Below are 16,868 nucleotides of genomic sequence, written 5' to 3'. Positions count from 1 at the left end.
CCGCCTTCCCGACCCTGCTGCTCGCGTCCGCCGTGCCCGGGGCCACCGACGTGGCGGGTGCGCTCGGCTGGGGGCTGGCGTGGTGGGGTCTGGTCCTCTACTGGGTGGCCGGCGCCATGTACGTGATCCAGGCGTCCCGGTTGGTCCGCGCGGCGCGCGGCGCGGGAGCGGTGGCGTGAGCGCGGACCCGCCCGGACGTGAACGTCCATCCCGCACGTACGCGCCGGACTTCCTGACCGAGCTGTTCCGCAATCCGCTAGAGCCGGGTTACGCGGCCGCGGCGCAGCGCCGCCAGGCCGATCCGCCGTCGCGGTTGCGCGCCCGTTCGGCCCAGACGGTGACCGCCGTGGTGCTGGTGGTGCTCGGTTTCCTGCTGGCCGTGGCGTACCGGCAGACGATGGCGGACGAGCCGGGGCGCAGCCAGGCACGCTCGGGCCTGGTGGCGCAGATCAAGGAACGGGAGCGGGAGACCGACGAGTTGTCCGCGCGTGCCGACCGGTTGCGGGAGGAGGTCGGCCGGGAGCGGGATGCGGCGCTGAGCGGTTCGGCCGCGGCGCGCCTGCGTGACCTCGAGGCGGGCACCGGCATGGGGCGGGTTCGTGGTGACGGGGTGGTGGTCCGGTTGGCGGACGCGCCTGGTGACGCGGATGCGGTGACCGGTGCGGGCGCCGGTCCGCCTCGGGTGCTCTACAGCGATCTGCAGGGGGTGGCGAATGCCCTGTGGAGCGCGGGCGCGGAGGCGATCTCGATCAACGGGCAGCGGTTGACCGCGACGTCGACGATCCGTTCGGCGGGGGAGGCGATTCTGGTCGACTTCCGGCCGGTGACGGGGCCGTACGAGGTGTCGGCGATCGGGCCGGGGTCGATGAAGCGTCGTTTCGAGAAGAGCCGCAACGCCGATCTGATGCGGGAGGTGGCCGACAAGACGGGCCTGTCGTTCGGGGTTCGCGGGGCGGACGACCTCACTCTGCCGGCCGCTCCGGAGCCGCAGCTACGCTACGCGGAACCACCGGGTAGCCCGAGCGTCTCGCCGTCGGGTGACCGGTCCGCCAGTCCCGGGTCGACCGGCTCAGGGACGTCTCCCAGCCCCTCCGGAGGTGGTCGATGATCGCGGTGATGGCGTTGCTCGCCGGTGTGGTTCTCGGGGTGTGGCTCGATCCCAGTGTGCCCGCGGCGTTGCAGCCCTACTTGCCGATCGCCGTGGTGGCGGCGTTGGACGCGGTGTTCGGTGGGGTGCGGGCGAAGCTCGACCGGATTTTCGACGACAAGCAGTTCGTGGTGTCGTTCATTTCGAACGTGCTGGTGGCGGCCTTGATCGTGTATCTGGGTGACCAGTTGGGCGTGGGTGGTCAGTTGTCCACGGGTGTGGTTGTCGTGCTCGGGGTCCGGATCTTCGGAAACGTGGCGGCGATCCGTCGGCACCTGTTCCGGGCGTAGGTTCTAAGCGATGAGCAGCAGCGAGGAGCAGAGCGAGACCGGTACGGGTTGGCCGCAGCCCGCGCCTCCGGAGCGTCCGGAGGGGCCGGGCGGGGAGCCGGATCCGCGGCCGGACGCGCCGGATCCGGACGAGCTGAGTCCGCTGGCGCCGCGGGAGGAGCCGGATCGGGACGAGGCTGGGGCGCAGCCGGCTGAGGACGTGTCGGTGGGGTTGCGCGGTGACCGTCCGGCGTTGGGTGGTTGGGTGCGTTCGCGGTTGTCGACGGCGAGTGTGATGATCGCCGCGTTGTTGGCGTTGCTGGGGTTCACCCTGGTGGTGCAGTTGAAGACGACGTCGACGGATCCGACTGCGGGTGCGACTCGGCAGGAGGACCTGGTGCGGATCCTGTCGGATCTGGACGCGCGGGAGAACCGGTTGCGGCAGGACATCGCCGGGCTGGAGGACAGTCAGCGTCAGTTGCGTTCCGGTGAGCAGGGTCGGCAGGCGGCGTTGGACGAGGCGACGCGGCGGGCGGACGAGTTGGGCATTCTGGCGGGCACGTTGCCGGCGACGGGGCCGGGTCTGACGGTGCGGTTCGAGGCGGGTGCCAAGTCGATTTCGGCGTCGCGGGTGTTGGATGCGGTGCAGGAGTTGCGGGGTGCCGGCGCGGAGGCGATGCAGATCTCCGGTGGGGATCGGGCGACGGCACGGATCATCGCGTCGACGTACTTCCTTGATGGGGAGAACGGTTCGTTGGTGGTGGACGGGCGGCGGTTGACGGGCCCGTACACGATCACGGTGATCGGTGATCCGGCGACGATGCGTACGGCGTTGAACATTCCTGGTGGGGTGGTCGCGTCGGTCCAGGGTGACGGCGGTAACGTGATCGTTGAGGATCGTGAGGCTGCCGAGGTTTCGGCGCTGCACGCGCCGATCAAGCTGGAACACGCCCGTCCGGTTTCCTGACCGGGTGTGGCCGCTGCGGGTGGGTGCCCGTAGCACGATGGATGAAGGACGCGTCTGTGATTCCTGAGGATCTGCGATACACCGCCGAGCACGAGTGGGTGGCGGGTGACGGCACCGGAGCGGTCCGGGTCGGCATCACGCACTTCGCGCAGGACGCGCTGGGTGACATCGTGTATGTGCAGCTGCCGGAGCCGGGTTCGGTGGTGGCGGCTGGTGATTCGCTGGGTGAGATCGAGTCCACGAAGAGTGTGTCGGAGATCTACGCCCCGGTGAGTGGGACGGTGGCCGCGCGCAACGAGGCGCTCGGCGACACCCCGGAGGTGATCAACACTGAGCCGTATGGTGCGGGTTGGTTGGTGGAGATCACTCCGGATGATCCGACGGCGGTGGACGGGCTGCTGACTGCGGGCGCGTACCGCGAACTCACCGGGAGCTGAGTTAGCTTGATCCGGTGCGTCTGTTGAGTCCGCGCGTCCGGTTGCCCTGCTTTTCGGCGCTGGCTAGGCTCGCCCAGTCGACCGAGAACCCAATAGTTGAGCGTTGCGGAATTGCCTTCCCGGGCACGGGGAGCCAGCCGCCGGGTGTGCGACTGCCCGGCGGCCAGACCCGCCATTACCCGACGCCGACCGAACAGATCCGTGAGGTGGTCCCATGACGCGCCCAGACGACGAGTTCCCCCCGCTCGACGTCACTTCGACGCTCAATCTCGGTTCACTCGACGAAGTGCTGGAGGGGCCGGACACCGATGTGGTGCCGAGCCGGATGTCCGGCTCGTTGCCGCCGGGAATGGCGCTGCTGGTGGTTCGTCGAGGCCCGAACGCTGGGGCCCGGTTCTTGTTGGATCATGATGTGACGACGAGTGGCCGGCACCCTGACAGTGACATCTTCCTCGACGATGTGACGGTGTCGCGGCGGCACGCGGAGTTCCACCGGGATGGTGGGACGTTCACGGTGCGCGATGTGGGGAGCCTGAACGGCACCTACGTGAACCGGGAGCGGGTCGAGGCTGCCACGTTGAGCAATGGTGACGAGGTGCAGATCGGGAAGTTCCGGGTGGTGTTCATCGCCGGTCCGCGTCCGGAGGAGGAGGCCGGCCGGGGGTGAACGAGCCTGCGGCCTCCACGTCACCGGGGGCGGCCCGGTCCCAGCCGCTGATGAGCATCGGTGAGGTGCTGGGTCAGTTGCGGGTGGATTTCCCCGACGTCACGATCTCGAAGTTGCGGTTCCTTGAGGCTGAGGGGCTGGTCGAGCCGCAGCGTACGGCGGCCGGTTACCGGAAGTACAGCTGGGACGATGTGGCGCGGTTGCGGTTTGTGCTGACCGCGCAGCGGGATCAGTATCTGCCGTTGCGGGTGATCCGGGAGCAGTTGGTCGAGTGGGATGCGACCGGTGCTGCCCCGGGTCGTTCCCGGCCGACGTTGGTGGCGGTCGGCCCGGGTGGTGAGGTGCCGGGTCGGGAGGCGGATGAGCCGGTCGAGTCGTCGGAGGTACGGCTCGGCCGGTCGGATCTGCTGGCTCGTAGTGGTTTGGACGAGTCGACGCTCGCGGAGTTGGAGCGGCTCGGTGTGGTGGTGTGTGATCCGCCGGGTTGGTACGACGGGGACGCGTTGATCATCGCTGGGGCGGTGGCGGGTCTGGCGGCGTACGGCTTGGAGCCGCGGCATCTGCGGGGTTATCGGACGGCGGCAGACCGGGAGGTCGGTTTGTTCGCGCAGTTGGTGGCGCCGTTGGTGCGGCAGAGTGATCCGGCGGCGCGGGCGCGGGCGGCGGAGACGGCGCGGGAGTTGGTGGCGTTGTCGCAGCAGTTGCACGCGGCGTTGGTGCGGGTGGGGTTGCGTTCGACGTTGGGCCGTTGAGGCGTCGTCGGGGCGGTGTGCGGAAAGATCTGTCCCGGGAAGCGTGTCGTAGGCTTGCTGGGGTAACCCCTTTCTGGCGCGGGCGTGGTGCGGGTAGCGCGTGGGACGGCCGTGTCGCGGTCCGTGTACCGTGCAGGGAAGGGTGCGGTGCGGCGTAGGTGACAACGACACGGAGGCGGCGGTGCGCGAGCTGAGCGTGGTCGGGGTTCGGGTGGAGCTGCCCAGCAACCAGCCGATCGTCCTGCTCAGGGAGGTCGAGGGGGACCGCTATCTGCCGATTTGGATCGGCGCGGTCGAGGCGACGGCGATCGCTTACGAGCAACAGGGGGTCAAGCCGGCCCGGCCGTTGACGCACGATCTTCTGCGGGATGTTCTGGCGGCGTTGGATGCGCCGTTGCGGGCGGTGGAGATCACTGAGCTCAAGGACAACGTGTTCTATGCCGATCTGTTGATCGGGGACGGGGTGCGGGTGTCGGCCCGGCCGAGCGATTCGATTGCGTTGGCGTTGCGGGTGGGGGCTCCCATTCGTTGTGCTGAGCAGGTCCTCAGCGAGGCGGGGATCGTGATCCCTGATGAGCAGGAGGATGAGGTGGAGAAGTTCCGCGAGTTCCTGGAGCAGGTGCGTCCGGAGGACTTCGCGGGCTGAGCGGGCGGTGGCCTGTTGGCGGGCTGTCCGTTGCGTGGCGTCACGGCGGGTGACGTCACGCTTCGTGTGTTGATCTTCCGTGTGGCTGCGCGGCGTGTCGCGGCGGTTTCTGCGCGGTAACTCCTCAAGGTCGCTATAGGGTTGCCGTGTCGAGGGGTCGCGTTCCGGAAACGACGCGGCACCGCACGGGCGGGGAGGTTGTCCGGATGCACGAGCTGCGGAATTCCGATCCGGGTACGGAACCTGACGAGCCGGGTGTGGCGGCGCCGTGGTCGGCGACGGACAGTGACGGTTCGGTGGGTTATCGGGGTGTGACGGCCTGCCATGCGGTGGGTATCAGTTACCGCCAGTTGGACTACTGGGCGCGTACGGGTCTGGTGGTGCCGAGTGTGCGGGACGCGTCGGGTTCGGGCACGCAGCGGTTGTATTCGTTCCGCGACCTGGTGGTGTTGAAGGTCGTGAAGCGGCTGTTGGACGCCGGGGTGTCGTTGCAGAACATCCGGAAGGCGATCGAGGCGCTGCGGTCGCGTGGTGTGGAGGACCTGGCGGGGATCACGTTGATCTCGGACGGGACGACGGTGTACGAGTGCCGTTCCCCGGAGGAGGTGGTCGACCTGTTGCAGGGTGGCCAGGGGGTGTTCGGCATCGCCATCGGTGGGGCGTTCAAGGAGATCCAGGGTTCGTTGTCGCACCTGCCGGCGGAGCCGGCGGCTGATGTGCATGCCGGTGAGCCGGCGGTGGCGCCGGAGTCGGTGGGCGACGAGTTGGCGGCGCGTCGGGCGCGTCGGCGGGTGGGTTGAGTTTCTGTTTCGACGGTAGGGCGTGGCGGGTGTGTCGGTGACGACGCGCCCGCTTCTTCGTGTGGCGTGGGTGCTGGGCGGTTGTGTTGTCGGGCGGGCGGGTCTGTGGTGCGCTTGTGTGACGTACGGTGTGTGCGACGCGCCGAGGGCTGTTGCAATTTTCGTGGTGACTGTCCGTGTAGGTAGCTGTGGGTTGTGCCGGATGGTCGGCCGTTCGGCGGAGTTGGTCCTCTTCCCGGGTGAGTTGGTCTCGGCGGTACGGATGACCCTGGTCAGGCGATCGGTCATTCCTCGTCTGCGGTGGTCAGCGGGGTTGAAGCGGCTGTCGAGGGTCGTTTTCGGCTGTCGTTCCGGTGTGGACCGCCAGCCGTCGGCGGTGACTGATTGTGGTTTTCCGATAGCCCAAAGTTGATCATTTAGTCGAGTTCTATGTCACCCTGCGTAGTGGACGGTGTCGGGAATCTGATAGGGGGGCGATGACCGGGGGCGCGTGACGCGCTATGGTCCCTGACGCGGTCGGCCCGGGTACGGGTGTCGCCCTGGGGGCGTCGCCTGCCGCGCCGGCGGACCGTTGCCCCTCCGCACCCCTCCACTTCGGAAGGAAAGACCGTGACCGTTACGGAAGAGACCACCCCCGTCTCGCACTACGAGCGGATCGGCGGTGCCAGCTCGGTGAAGGCCGCCGTCGAGCTGTTCTATGACAAGGTGCTCGCCGACCCGGAGCTCGCCGGTTACTTCACCAACGTGGACATGGTCGGCCAGCGCCGGCACCTGGCGCTGATGCTGACCGTGGTGCTCGGTGGCCCGAACGAGTACAGCGGCCGGGGGTTGGCCGAGGCGCACCAGCCGATGAACATCCCGGTCGAGCACTACGCGAAGGTCGGTGAGCACCTGATCGCGACGCTGACCGAGCTCGGCGTGCCGGTGGACGTGCTGACGCATGTGCACGAGGTGCTGGGCCAGGTGCAGGACCAGGTGGTGTCCGCCGGGAACCAGCCGGGCGCCTGAACGTGGACGTCGCACGGCTCAAGCAGAGTTGGTCCCTGGTCGCCGCGCACGGTGACCAGGTGCCGCTCTACTTCTATTCGACGTTGTTCCTGTCCCACCCCGAGACCCGGCAGATGTTCCCGACGAACATGGCCGGGCAGCGGGATCGGCTGGTCACCGCGTTGGCGCACATCGTGACCAACGTGGACCAGCTGGACCGGCTCGTCGGGTTCCTGAAGGATCTCGGCGCCGACCACCGCAAGTTCGCGGTACGCCCCGAGCACTACCCGGCCGTGGGTGAGGCGCTGGTCGCCACCTTGCAGCACTTCCTCGGCGAGCAGTGGACCGAGGAGCTGGCCCAGGACTGGACGGCCGCGTACGGGCTGGTGTCGCAGGTCATGATCGAGGCTGCGCAGGCGGCGGAGGCGGTGGCCCCGCCGTGGTGGGTGGCCGAGGTCGTGGCGCACGAGCGGCGGGCGTTCGACGTCGCGGTGCTGACCCTGCGACCGCAGTACCTGTTGCCGTTCGCGCCGGGGCAGTCGGTCGGGGTGTCGCACCCGGCGGTGCGGACGTGGCGTTACTACTCGCCGGCGAACGCGCCGCGGCAGGACGGCACGTTGGAGCTGCACGTGCGGGCCGCGCCCGGTGGTGTGGTGTCGTCGCGTCTGGTGTACGGCACGGCGGTGGGCGATCAGATCCACCTGGCCTCGCCGGTGGGCGACCGGTTGACGTTGTGGTCGGCCGGATCGAGTGATCTGCTGCTGCTGGCCGGCGGCACCGGCTGGGCACCGGTGAAGTCGCTGGTCGAGCAGGTCGCCGCGGAGGGAGCCGGTCGCCGGGTCGACCTGTATGTGGGCGCGCGTTCGCGCCTCGAGTTCTACGACACCGAGACGATCGAGAAGTTGGCCGCCTCGTTCCCGTGGTTGACGGTGACGTACGTGGTCGGTGCGGATCCGCAGCGGCCGGGCGAGTTCGTGCACGCGGCGGATCGGGCGCTGGCCGACGGCGACTGGCGGTCCCGGCACGTGTACGTGTGCGGCTCGGACGAGATGGTCAGCTATTCGGTGCGGGCACTGACCCAGGCGGGTTACCACGCGGGGCAGCTGCACCACGAGGGTCTCGGTAAGCACTGGTACGGGCCGGCGTGGCGGACGGCGCTGGACGCGTCCGCACCTGACAACTCCGGAGGCGCTCGGTGAACGTGAGTGGTGGACTTGTGCGTGTCACGGCCACGAACGAAAGGTCAGCCCGGTGAACGCAACCCCGATCAGCAGGTACGACGGGATGCAGCAGGTGTCCGGCGGTGTCCAGGTGCGGATGACGGCCGACCGGGTACGCCGGTGGGAGTTCTCGTCGGCGTCGTTCGCCCGCCGCGGCTACGACAACACCGACGTGGACCGGTTCCGGATGCAGGTCGCCGACGAGCTCGACCTGCTGTCGGCGCAGATCGCGAACCTCCGGGCGGAGAACGAGCGGCTCAACGACCGGGTGGAGCTGCACCGGCACGGCGTGATCCCGAGCAAGAACACCGGTGTGCAGGTGCCGGCGGCGAAGGAGGTGAACCTGCTCTCGGCGGCGCAGCGGGAGGCGGAGCAGATCATCGCCCAGGCGCACGACTACGCGCGTCGGGTCGCCGAGTACGCCCGCACCCAGTACGAGAGCTACATGCAGGCCGCGGTGGACGAGGCGAAGCAGGAGGCGGAGCGGGCGGTGAAGGAGTACCGCAGCAACGCCGGGCCGAGTTTCGACGACTCGGTCGCCACCCGGGAGGCCCTGCGGATCTTCGGCGAGATGATGATCTCGCACATGCAGGCCGCCGCGCGGCATCTCGACGACGGCAGTGAGCAGTTGGCGCGCACGATGGATCGGCTGGTCGGGCAGGCGGTGGGCGCCGCGGCGCAGCAGACCGCGCTGCCGCGCCACAATCAGCGCTGACACCGGTCGGCCGGAGCCGGGGAGCACCGATGCGCCGGCCGGCCGGTGCCCGGCCCGCGTGGGGCGCGGGCCGGGCAGGCTGCCGCCGCGGCGGGGTCAGTTCGCCGGCCGGTCGGTGACGGTGCTGACCGCCTCGGCGATCGGGGTGTTGCCGCCGACGAGTTCCAGGATCATCGCGGTGGTGGCCGGTGCGTGCAGCAGCGCGACCAGGACGCGGGCGACGTCGGTGCGGGTGACCGAGCCGCTGGGCACGTGCCGGGCCAGGGAGATCCGCCCGGTGGGCGGTTCGTCGACGAGTCGCCCGGGGCGCAGCACCGTCCAGTCCAGGTCGCGGGCGATGAGGTCGCCCTCGGCGGCTTTCTTGGCCCGCAGGTAGGCGGCGAACACCTCGTCGGTGCCGGGCCGCGGTTCACCTTCCACGCCCATGGAGGAGACCAGCAGGTAGCGGCGTACGCCGGCACGCTGCGCGGCGTCGGCGAGCAGGGCCGCGGCGGCCCGGTCGACGGTGTCCTTGCGTGCGGCGCCGCTGCCCGGTCCGGCGCCGGCGGCGAACACCACCGCGTCGGCGCCGGCGAGGTGTCCGGCGACCTCGGTGAGCTCCGCGTGTTCCAGGTCGCAGACGACCGGCTGGGCGCCGGCTGCGGCGAGCGCGGCGGACTGGTCGGGGTTGCGGATCAGGCCGACGGCGTGGTCGCCACGTCCGGCGAGTTCCCGCTCCAGCAGCCGGGCGATCTTTCCGTGTCCTCCGGCGATGACGATGCGCATACCCATCAACCTAGTGCGGTGTCCAGGATCGTTGGCGAGGTCCGGGCGGCGGTGGGCGTGGTGATGGATGCTGAGGCAGCATGGACATCGTGACGGAGATGATCGACGCGCTGGTCGACCGGGTGAGCGCCGGTGGCGTCGTGGTGTTGAGCGGCGCGGGGCTGTCGACGGAGTCGGGGATCCCGGACTACCGGGGGCCCAGTGGGGTGGCCCGCCGGCACACCCCGATGACGTATCAGACGTTCACGGGGGATCGGCTGGCGCGGCGCCGCTACTGGGCGCGCAGCCACGTCGGGTGGCGGCTGATGGCCCGGGCGTGGCCGAACGACGGGCACCGGGCGGTGGCCCGGCTGCAGCACGCCGGCTTGGTCGGTGCGGTGATCACGCAGAACGTCGACGGGTTGCACACGGCGGCGGGTAGTTCGGGTGTGGTGGAGCTGCACGGGCGCCTCGACGTGGTGGTCTGCCTCGACTGCGGCAACCGGATCTCCCGGGACGAGTTGGACCAGAGGCTGCGGGAGGCGAATCCGGATTTCGCCGCGCGGGCCGACGCGGTGAACCCGGACGGTGACGTGGAACTCGACGACGCGCAGGTGGCCGGGTTCCACGTGGTGGACTGCACGCTCTGCGGCACGGGGACGTTGAAACCGGACGTGGTGTTCTTCGGTGAGACGGTGCCGGCGGCGCGGGTGGCGCGCTGCTTCGCGTTGGTGGAGCAGGCTCGGCTGCTGCTGGTGCTCGGTTCGTCGCTGACGGTGATGTCGGGGCGGCGGTTCGTGCTGCGGGCAGCGAAGCTCGGCATCCCCGTGGTGATCGTCAACCAGGGGGCCACCCGCGGTGACGCGTACGCGGCGTTGACCGTGGACGCGCCGTTGGGTCGGGTGCTGCCCGCGCTGGCCGACCGGATCACCGATGCGACGCAGGGGGCGGCGACGGGGGTGTCCGCCGTCACACCGGTGGCCGCCGGCTGAGCTGCGCCGCGCGCGGCGCCGGGGCTGGGCGGGCCGGACCGGCCGGGCAAGATCACGAAACCGGGGTACGAAACCTGGGGGAAATCCGTGCGCTGGTAGCGTTGACCATGCCGGTAACACCCACGGGGGAGAGACCGCCCAGCTGTACCCGGGCGGCGCCGAAGGGGCAAATCCTCCCCGGAACCTCTCAGGCAAAAGGACCTCGTGGGCAGGCACTGTGGAGCGCTGCTCGGGCGCGACAGAGGGGGAGGCCGACCTGTCGACCTCGCCCCCCGGAGCGAAGCCCATGACCGCAGAGCAGTTCGCCACCCGTCACATCGGCCCCGGGCCTGACGACGAGCGCCAGATGTTGGAGACCGTCGGCTACAGCTCGATCGACGAGCTGATGGACGCGGCGATCCCCGAGGTGATCCGCTGGCACGGCACCCTGGACCTGCCGGACCCGGCGACCGAGGCGGAGGCGCTGGCCGAGCTGCGTGCCCTCGCCGCCCGCAACACCGTCGCCGTGTCCATGATCGGTTTGGGTTACCACGGCACGCACACCCCGGGTGTGATCCGCCGTAACGTGCTGGAGGACCCGGCCTGGTACACCGCGTACACGCCGTATCAGCCGGAGATCAGCCAGGGCCGGCTGGAGGCGTTGCTGAACTTCCAGACCATGGTCACCGACCTGACCGGGCTGGCCACCGCGAACGCGTCGATGCTGGACGAGGGCACCGCCGCGGCCGAGGCGATGACGTTGGCGCGCCGCGGGTCGAAGAGCAAGAGCAACGTGTACGTCGTCGACGCCGACGCGCTGCCGCAGACCATCGCGGTGATCACCAGCCGGGCGGAGCCGCTCGGCATCGAGGTGCGGGTGCTCGACCTGGACACCGAGCAGCTGCCGGGCGAGTTGTTCGGCGTGCACCTGCAGTACCCGGGCGCGTCCGGGGCGGTCCGGGACCACGCCGGTCTGGTCGAGGCCGCGCACGCCGCCGGGGCGCTGGTCACCGTCGCCGCGGACCTGCTCGCGTTGACCCTGCTACGTCCGCCGGGAGAGATCGGCGCGGACATCGCCGCCGGCACCACCCAACGTTTCGGTGTGCCGATGGGCTTCGGTGGGCCGCACGCCGGCTACCTGGCGGTTCGGTCGGGCCTGGAGCGGGTGCTGCCGGGCCGGCTGGTCGGTGTGTCGAAGGACGCGGACGGCAACCGGGCGTACCGGCTGGCGTTGCAGACCCGTGAGCAGCACATCCGGCGGGAGAAGGCGACCAGCAACATCTGCACCGCGCAGGTGCTGCTCGCCGTGATGGCCGGCATGTACGCCGTCTACCACGGCCCGGACGGGCTGCGGAAGATCGCCGAACGCACGCACGAGATGGCGGTGCGGCTGGCCTGCGGGCTGCGCGGTGGCGGGGTCGAGGTCCTCGACGTGCCGTTCTTCGACACGGTGACGGCTGTCGTGCCGGGCCGGGCCGCCGAGGTGGTGGCCGCCGCGGCCGAGCGCGGGGTGAACCTGCGGCTGGTCGACGCCGACCGGGTCGGTGTCTCCTGCGACGAGACGACCACCGGCGAGCACCTGGCCACGGTGTACGCCGCGTTCGGGGTGCCGGCCCCGCGGGGCGAGTTCGAGGTGGCCGTTCCGGTGGCGCTGGCCCGCACCTCCGAGTTCCTCACCCACCCGGTGTTCAACAGCCACCACTCGGAGACGGCGATGCTGCGCTACCTGCGCCGGCTGGCCGACTTCGACTACGCCCTCGACCGGGGCATGATCCCGCTGGGTTCGTGCACGATGAAGCTCAACGCGACCACCGAGATGGAACCGGTCAGCTGGGCGGAGTTCGCGCACATCCACCCGTTCGCTCCGGCGGAGCAGACCGCCGGCTACCGGGACATGATCGGCCAGCTGGAGGGGTGGCTGGCCGAGGTGACCGGCTACGACGCGGTGAGCGTGCAGCCCAACGCCGGTTCGCAGGGCGAGCTGGCGGGGTTGCTGGCGATCCGCGCGTACCACCGGGGGCGCGGCGAGGGGCACCGGGACGTGTGCCTGATCCCGTCGTCGGCGCACGGCACCAACGCCGCCAGCGCCGTGATGGCCGGCATGCGGGTGGTCGTGGTGGCGTGTGACGACGACGGCAACGTCGACCTGGTCGACCTCGACGCGAAGATCGACAAGCATCGGGACGCGCTCGCCGCGATCATGGTGACGTACCCGTCGACGCACGGGGTGTACGAGACGGGCATCGCGCAGCTGTGCGCGAAGGTGCACGACGCGGGCGGTCAGGTGTACGTCGACGGGGCGAACCTGAACGCGCTGGTCGGGTTCGCGAAGCCGGGCAAGTTCGGGGCGGACGTGTCGCACCTGAACCTGCACAAGACGTTCTGCATTCCGCACGGCGGTGGCGGGCCGGGGGTCGGTCCGGTGGCGGTGCGTTCCCACCTGGCGCCGTACCTGCCGGGGGATCCGGCCGGTGAGCGGGCCGACGGCACGCCGGCGATCTCCGCGGCCCGGTACGGTTCGGCGGGGATCCTGCCGATTCCGTGGGCGTACCTGCGGATGATGGGTGCGGCGGGGCTGTCCCGGGCCACCGGCGTGGCGGTGCTGGCCGCGAACTACGTGGCGGCGCGGCTGCGTAACCACTACCCGGTGCTGTACTCCGGCAACAAGGGGCTGGTGGCCCACGAGTGCATCCTCGATCTGCGTCCGCTGACGAAGGCGACCGGGGTGAGCGTCGACGACGTGGCGAAGCGGCTGATCGACTACGGCTTCCACGCGCCGACGATGTCGTTCCCGGTGGCGGGAACGCTCATGGTGGAGCCCACCGAGAGCGAGGACCTGGGTGAGCTGGACCGGTTCTGCGACGCGATGATCGCCATCCGGGCGGAGATCGACAAGGTGGGTGCCGGGGAGTGGCCGGCGGGGGACAACCCGCTGTCCAACGCGCCGCACACCGCGGCGATGGTCACCGGTGACGAGTGGCCGCACCCGTACCCGCGGTCGGTGGGCGCGTACCCGGCCGGGGTGGACCGGGCCGGTAAGTACTGGCCGCCGGTGCGGCGGATCGACGGCGCGTACGGCGACCGGAACCTGGTCTGCTCGTGCCCGTCGCCGGAGGCGTTCGAAGACTGATCGGGGCGCGCCGGGGTGGTCGTAGTGGCCGCCCCGGGCGTCGTCGACGAGGCTGTTGGTGTGGTCGACGACCTGTCGTGACGCTGTGTGGTCGCTCAGGCGACGAGGGCGTGTCGGGCGGGGCCGCGGTGCGGGGCGATGCAGCTGCCGTCGGGTAGCAGCTCACCGGTGTCCTCGAAGATGATGACGCCGTTGCAGAGCAGACTCCAACCCTGTTCAGGGAAGCAGGCGACGACCCGGGCGGCTTCCCGATCGACGGCGTCGGCACAGGGGCAGGTGGGTTGGTGCTGGCACATCGGGTTCTCCGGACTGTGGGGGCGCTGTGTCATGGTTCACATGACCAGTGACGCACAGTACCAAGCGAAAGTGGTCTGCATCGAGCAGGTCCACGCGGGCGAGTCGGGAATTCCGCTGAACGGACGACGAAGGATGGGCCAGACGGCGTGGATACCGTTCCGTTGGCAGAGATCGATGTTCCGGCGGCGCCGGCCGAATGCCGCCAGACGCTGGTGGAACGCGCCCGCTGGGAGTGGCGCCCGAGCGACGGCGGCGACCCGGCCGCCGGCGTGCAGGAGTTCCTCGCCGCCCACGGCCTGCCACTGGACGACCTTTCCCGCCCCGCGTCCGGCCATGACCCGGACGGCCCCTGCGGCGCCGCCCTGTACGTCTCGGCGGCCGCGGGCGCGCTGCTCATCGGCGCGCCACCCGGCGCGCCGAACCCGGCGCCGGCGCTGCCGGAGGTCGCCGTGGTGGTGTACGACCACGCCGACGCGCCACCACCGCCGTCCGGCGCCGGCCCCTGGCGGCTCGGCGACTGGCGGGAGAGCTGGACCGACGCCCAGCACGCCGCCGCCGTCGAAGCGGTCCGCGAGGCCATCGGCCGCGGCGACGTCTACCAGGTCAACGTCGTCGGGCACGCCGCCGCCGGCTACACCGGTGATCCGCTGCCGGCCCTCGCGCGGCTCGGCGCCCTGCCGGGCGCCCGCTACGGCGGCACCCTCTCCGGCGCCGGCTGGGCGATCGGCTGCGCCTCCCCGGAGACGCTGATCGAACTCACCGACGGCCGGCTCGTCACCCGGCCCATCAAGGGCACCCGCCCGGCCACCACGGCCGGCGCGCGGGAGCTGCGGGCCAGCGCGAAGGAACGCGCCGAACACGTGATGATCGTCGACCTGGAACGCAACGACCTGGCCCGCGTCGCCCGCACCGGCACCGTGCGGGTCGACCAACTTTTCGCGGTACGCCGCTGGTGCGACCTGTGGCAGGCCGAGTCGACGATCTCCGCGGCGGTCGCCGACGGGCTGGGCCTGGCCGACCTGCTGCGCGCGGTCTGCCCCGGCGGCTCGGTCACCGGCGCGCCGAAACGTGCCGCGCTGGAACAGATCGCCGCTGTGGAACCCGTCGGACGTGGCGCCGGCATGGGCGCGCTCGGCTGGGTCGCGCCCGGCCGTGTCGACCTGGGCCTGACCATCCGCACCGCCGCCGCCGACGGCGAACGGCTGCACCTGTGGGCCGGTGGCGGCATCACCTGGGGCAGCGACCCGCGGGCGGAGGTCGCCGAGGCCGCCGCCAAGAGCCGCCCGCTGCGCGCCACCCTCGCCGGCCGCTGACCCACGCCTTTCCCCACCGCCGGGCGTCCGGCTGGGGTCAGAGCGAGCTGTACGCGACCGGAAGCGCACCCAGAAAGGCCAGGGCCTCGGCGTCGCGGGATCCCGGCGGCGCGCTGTAGAGCACGAGGTGCTGGTCGCGGTCGGGGAGCGTGAGCGCGTCGCAGTTGACGGTGATCTCCCCGACGACCGGGTGACGGAAGGTCTTCGTGAGCACCGGCGTGGTCTGCACGTCGCGCCGCTGCCAGAGCTGGGCGAACTCGGGGCTGGCGTCGCGCAGCTCGGCGACGAGTTCGGCCACTGCGGGGTCGGACGGGTACCGGGCGAGGGTGGATCGGAGCCTCATGACGACGTGGTGCCGGAACTCGGCGGCGTCCGAGACTCCGTACAGGGGCACGTCCGTACCCGGCGACCCGAGGAACGCCCGGCGGGCGAGATTGCGGTCCTGCGGGGCCAGTTCGGCGAAGTCCTCCATGAGCGCGGCCGCGAGGTCGTTCCACGCGAGCACGTCGAAGGCGGCGGACGTCACGAAAGCGGCCGTCTGCGGCAGCCGATCGAGCAGCGCGAGGATGCTCGGACGGACGTCGCGCCGGTACAGTCCGGTACGGCTCGGCGCGGTGCCCGCGAGCACGTGCAGGTGAGCGGACTCGGCGTCGGTGAGCCGCAAGGCGCCTGCGATCCCGGCGAGGACCTCGCCCGAGGGTCGCGGCGCCCTGCCCTGCTCGAGCCGAACGTAGTACTCCGTGGAGATGTGCGCGAGGACCGCCACTTCCTCACGGCGAAGACCCGGTGTCCGGCGTCGCGGACCCGAGGGCAGGCCGACGTCCTGCGGCCGGAGCCGCTCGCGACGGCTGCGAAGGAACGCCCCGAGCTCCTGCTTGTCCATGCCGCAAGTCTGCACCCCGCGCGGCGACGGATCCTGGTACCGCCTGTGCCTGCATCCGGGCTGACGATCGGCCGAACATCGTCGTCATGACGAACGACAGCGACATCGCACCTATCGGCCTGCTCGCCGGCAAGGTCGTGTTCATCACCGGCGCCAGCCGCGGCATCGGGGCGGCCGCCGCCCGGCTCTTCGCCCGCGAGGGCGCTGCGGTGGTGCTCGCCGCCCGCAGCGTCGACGCCCTCCAGCGGATCGTCGCCGAGGTCCACGCCGAAGGTGGCGTCGCGGACGCCGTGGCGGTGGACCTCGCCGACCGGGCCGGCATCCGTGCGGCGGTCGACCACGTCGAGGCGCTGCACGGACGGCTCGACGGCGCGTTCAACAACGGCGCGGCGATCCAGCAGCCCGGCCCGCTCGACACGACGAGCGACGAGGACATCGAGGAGCAGTTCGCGGTGAACTTCCGGGCGCACTGGACCGCGATGACGCTCGAGGCCGCGCTCATGCGCCGCGGCGGTGGCGGGGCGATCGTCAACACCTCGAGCATCGGCAGTCGCCGCGCGAACCCGGACCTGCCCGCGTACGGCGCGATGAAGCGGGCACTCAACAGCATCACCGAGACCGCGGCCGTGACCTGGGGCCGGCAGGGGATCCGCGTGAACGGCATCACGCCCGGCGGCACCGCGACGATGATGATCGACGAGTGGGAGGCGGCGTCGCCGGGTGTGGTCGAGCGCATCCAGGCGCGCATCCCGCTGGGCCGGATGGCCGAGCCGCGCGAGGTCGCCGAGGTGGCCGCGTGGCTGCTCAGCGACCGGGCCTCGATGGTGACCGGCGCGATCGTGCCGGTCGACGGTGGCGCCGGCGCCTGAGCGGGAGCGCCCGGTCAGCCCATGGCGCACGGCGATGGGCGGAGCAGCCGGCCG

At 70.9% G+C, this 16,868-nt stretch carries 18 protein-coding genes, 1 pseudogene and 1 riboswitch; of the genes and pseudogenes, 16 read left to right on the top strand and 3 right to left on the bottom strand.

Annotated features, from left to right (window positions below):
* From ABZS42_RS27090 to ABZS42_RS27035, 12 genes and pseudogenes are all read left to right on the top strand, one after another.
* Window positions 1–179, top strand: a pseudogene (locus ABZS42_RS27090) (CDP-alcohol phosphatidyltransferase family protein); the annotation flags it as partial.
* Window positions 176–1,108 carry a DUF881 domain-containing protein gene (locus tag ABZS42_RS27085; protein ID WP_355149905.1) on the top strand — a complete coding sequence of 311 codons (933 nt, stop codon included), beginning with the start codon at window positions 176–178 and terminating at the stop codon, window positions 1,106–1,108. The pseudogene ABZS42_RS27090 and the gene ABZS42_RS27085, both read left to right, overlap by 4 nt.
* A complete protein-coding gene (locus ABZS42_RS27080) occupies window positions 1,105–1,437 on the top strand; it encodes a small basic family protein (RefSeq protein ID WP_355149903.1) in 333 nt (110 codons plus the stop codon). The genes ABZS42_RS27085 and ABZS42_RS27080 overlap by 4 nt, the downstream gene beginning before the upstream one ends.
* A 10-nt stretch (window positions 1,438–1,447) precedes the next feature.
* Window positions 1,448–2,383 carry a DUF881 domain-containing protein gene (locus ABZS42_RS27075; RefSeq protein WP_355149901.1) on the top strand — a complete coding sequence of 312 codons (936 nt, stop codon included), beginning with the start codon at window positions 1,448–1,450 and terminating at the stop codon, window positions 2,381–2,383.
* 56 nt (window positions 2,384–2,439) lie between these two features.
* Window positions 2,440–2,820, top strand: coding sequence for a glycine cleavage system protein GcvH (gene gcvH, locus ABZS42_RS27070; RefSeq protein ID WP_355149899.1), 381 nt, complete (start codon window positions 2,440–2,442; stop codon window positions 2,818–2,820).
* Window positions 2,821–3,034: 214 nt separating this feature from the next.
* Complete coding sequence (locus tag ABZS42_RS27065; RefSeq protein WP_007071101.1) at window positions 3,035–3,487, top strand: FHA domain-containing protein; 453 nt, start codon at window positions 3,035–3,037, stop codon at window positions 3,485–3,487.
* Between the two features lie 50 nt (window positions 3,488–3,537).
* A complete protein-coding gene (locus ABZS42_RS27060) occupies window positions 3,538–4,239 on the top strand; it encodes a MerR family transcriptional regulator (RefSeq protein WP_355149957.1) in 702 nt (233 codons plus the stop codon).
* A 181-nt stretch (window positions 4,240–4,420) separates the two neighbouring features.
* On the top strand, window positions 4,421–4,885 hold the full coding sequence (locus ABZS42_RS27055; protein ID WP_076471719.1) for a bifunctional nuclease family protein: 465 nt from the start codon (window positions 4,421–4,423) through the stop codon (window positions 4,883–4,885).
* Window positions 4,886–5,091: 206 nt separating this feature from the next.
* The gene (locus ABZS42_RS27050; protein WP_355149897.1) at window positions 5,092–5,685 is read left to right on the top strand and encodes a MerR family transcriptional regulator; all 594 of its coding nucleotides are present in this window, start codon (window positions 5,092–5,094) and stop codon (window positions 5,683–5,685) included.
* Window positions 5,686–6,294: 609 nt separating this feature from the next.
* On the top strand, window positions 6,295–6,693 hold the full coding sequence (locus tag ABZS42_RS27045) for a group 1 truncated hemoglobin (RefSeq protein ID WP_355149895.1): 399 nt from the start codon (window positions 6,295–6,297) through the stop codon (window positions 6,691–6,693).
* Between the two features lie 2 nt (window positions 6,694–6,695).
* The gene (locus ABZS42_RS27040) at window positions 6,696–7,871 is read left to right on the top strand and encodes a globin domain-containing protein (protein ID WP_355149893.1); all 1,176 of its coding nucleotides are present in this window, start codon (window positions 6,696–6,698) and stop codon (window positions 7,869–7,871) included.
* A 52-nt stretch (window positions 7,872–7,923) separates the two neighbouring features.
* Window positions 7,924–8,607, top strand: coding sequence for a cell division protein DivIVA (locus ABZS42_RS27035; protein ID WP_355149892.1), 684 nt, complete (start codon window positions 7,924–7,926; stop codon window positions 8,605–8,607).
* Window positions 8,608–8,703: 96 nt separating this feature from the next.
* Here the strand turns inward: ABZS42_RS27035 and ABZS42_RS27030 are convergent, their stop codons facing one another.
* Complete coding sequence (locus tag ABZS42_RS27030; protein ID WP_355149890.1) at window positions 8,704–9,372, bottom strand: NAD(P)-binding oxidoreductase; 669 nt, start codon at window positions 9,370–9,372, stop codon at window positions 8,704–8,706.
* Between the two features lie 80 nt (window positions 9,373–9,452).
* Here ABZS42_RS27030 and ABZS42_RS27025 point away from each other — a divergent pair, with 80 nt between their 5' ends.
* Together ABZS42_RS27025 and gcvP are read left to right on the top strand one after the other, a co-directional pair.
* The gene (locus ABZS42_RS27025) at window positions 9,453–10,343 is read left to right on the top strand and encodes an NAD-dependent protein deacetylase (RefSeq protein WP_355149889.1); all 891 of its coding nucleotides are present in this window, start codon (window positions 9,453–9,455) and stop codon (window positions 10,341–10,343) included.
* Between the two features lie 115 nt (window positions 10,344–10,458).
* Window positions 10,459–10,556: riboswitch (glycine riboswitch) on the top strand.
* A gap of 73 nt (window positions 10,557–10,629) precedes the next feature.
* On the top strand, window positions 10,630–13,452 hold the full coding sequence (gcvP, locus tag ABZS42_RS27020) for an aminomethyl-transferring glycine dehydrogenase (protein WP_355149887.1): 2,823 nt from the start codon (window positions 10,630–10,632) through the stop codon (window positions 13,450–13,452).
* 95 nt (window positions 13,453–13,547) lie between these two features.
* Here gcvP and ABZS42_RS27015 read toward each other — a convergent pair whose 3' ends face one another.
* Window positions 13,548–13,748, bottom strand: a complete 201-nt coding sequence (locus ABZS42_RS27015) for a DUF5999 family protein (protein ID WP_355149955.1) — start codon at window positions 13,746–13,748, stop codon at window positions 13,548–13,550.
* A gap of 75 nt (window positions 13,749–13,823) precedes the next feature.
* Here ABZS42_RS27015 and ABZS42_RS27010 point away from each other — a divergent pair, with 75 nt between their 5' ends.
* On the top strand, window positions 13,824–15,062 hold the full coding sequence (locus tag ABZS42_RS27010) for a chorismate-binding protein (RefSeq protein WP_355149953.1): 1,239 nt from the start codon (window positions 13,824–13,826) through the stop codon (window positions 15,060–15,062).
* 37 nt (window positions 15,063–15,099) lie between these two features.
* Here ABZS42_RS27010 and ABZS42_RS27005 read toward each other — a convergent pair whose 3' ends face one another.
* Window positions 15,100–15,945, bottom strand: coding sequence for a helix-turn-helix transcriptional regulator (locus ABZS42_RS27005; protein WP_355149885.1), 846 nt, complete (start codon window positions 15,943–15,945; stop codon window positions 15,100–15,102).
* Between the two features lie 86 nt (window positions 15,946–16,031).
* Between ABZS42_RS27005 and ABZS42_RS27000 the strand changes: the two genes are divergently transcribed.
* Complete coding sequence (locus ABZS42_RS27000) at window positions 16,032–16,814, top strand: SDR family oxidoreductase (RefSeq protein ID WP_355149883.1); 783 nt, start codon at window positions 16,032–16,034, stop codon at window positions 16,812–16,814.
* Window positions 16,815–16,868: the final 54 nt, after the last annotated feature.

It is taken from the genome of Micromonospora sp. NPDC005367, assembly GCF_040606825.1.
Taxonomy (GTDB): Bacteria; Actinomycetota; Actinomycetes; order Mycobacteriales; family Micromonosporaceae; genus Micromonospora.
The sequence above is the reverse complement of the archived record's forward strand: the minus strand, read 5'-3'. Positions and strand labels throughout refer to the sequence as shown.

Coding starts and splice junctions, on each gene's coding strand:
- ABZS42_RS27000 (WP_355149883.1), top strand. CDS start 16,032: ATGACGAACGACAGCGACATCGCACCTATCGGCCTGCTCGCCGGCAAG.
- ABZS42_RS27065 (WP_007071101.1), top strand. CDS start 3,035: ATGACGCGCCCAGACGACGAGTTCCCCCCGCTCGACGTCACTTCGACG.
- ABZS42_RS27025 (WP_355149889.1), top strand. CDS start 9,453: ATGGACATCGTGACGGAGATGATCGACGCGCTGGTCGACCGGGTGAGC.
- ABZS42_RS27075 (WP_355149901.1), top strand. CDS start 1,448: ATGAGCAGCAGCGAGGAGCAGAGCGAGACCGGTACGGGTTGGCCGCAG.
- ABZS42_RS27015 (WP_355149955.1), bottom strand. CDS start 13,748: ATGTGCCAGCACCAACCCACCTGCCCCTGTGCCGACGCCGTCGATCGG.
- ABZS42_RS27060 (WP_355149957.1), top strand. CDS start 3,538: ATGAGCATCGGTGAGGTGCTGGGTCAGTTGCGGGTGGATTTCCCCGAC.
- gcvP (WP_355149887.1), top strand. CDS start 10,630: ATGACCGCAGAGCAGTTCGCCACCCGTCACATCGGCCCCGGGCCTGAC.
- ABZS42_RS27050 (WP_355149897.1), top strand. CDS start 5,092: ATGCACGAGCTGCGGAATTCCGATCCGGGTACGGAACCTGACGAGCCG.
- ABZS42_RS27080 (WP_355149903.1), top strand. CDS start 1,105: ATGATCGCGGTGATGGCGTTGCTCGCCGGTGTGGTTCTCGGGGTGTGG.
- ABZS42_RS27030 (WP_355149890.1), bottom strand. CDS start 9,372: ATGCGCATCGTCATCGCCGGAGGACACGGAAAGATCGCCCGGCTGCTG.
- ABZS42_RS27005 (WP_355149885.1), bottom strand. CDS start 15,945: ATGGACAAGCAGGAGCTCGGGGCGTTCCTTCGCAGCCGTCGCGAGCGG.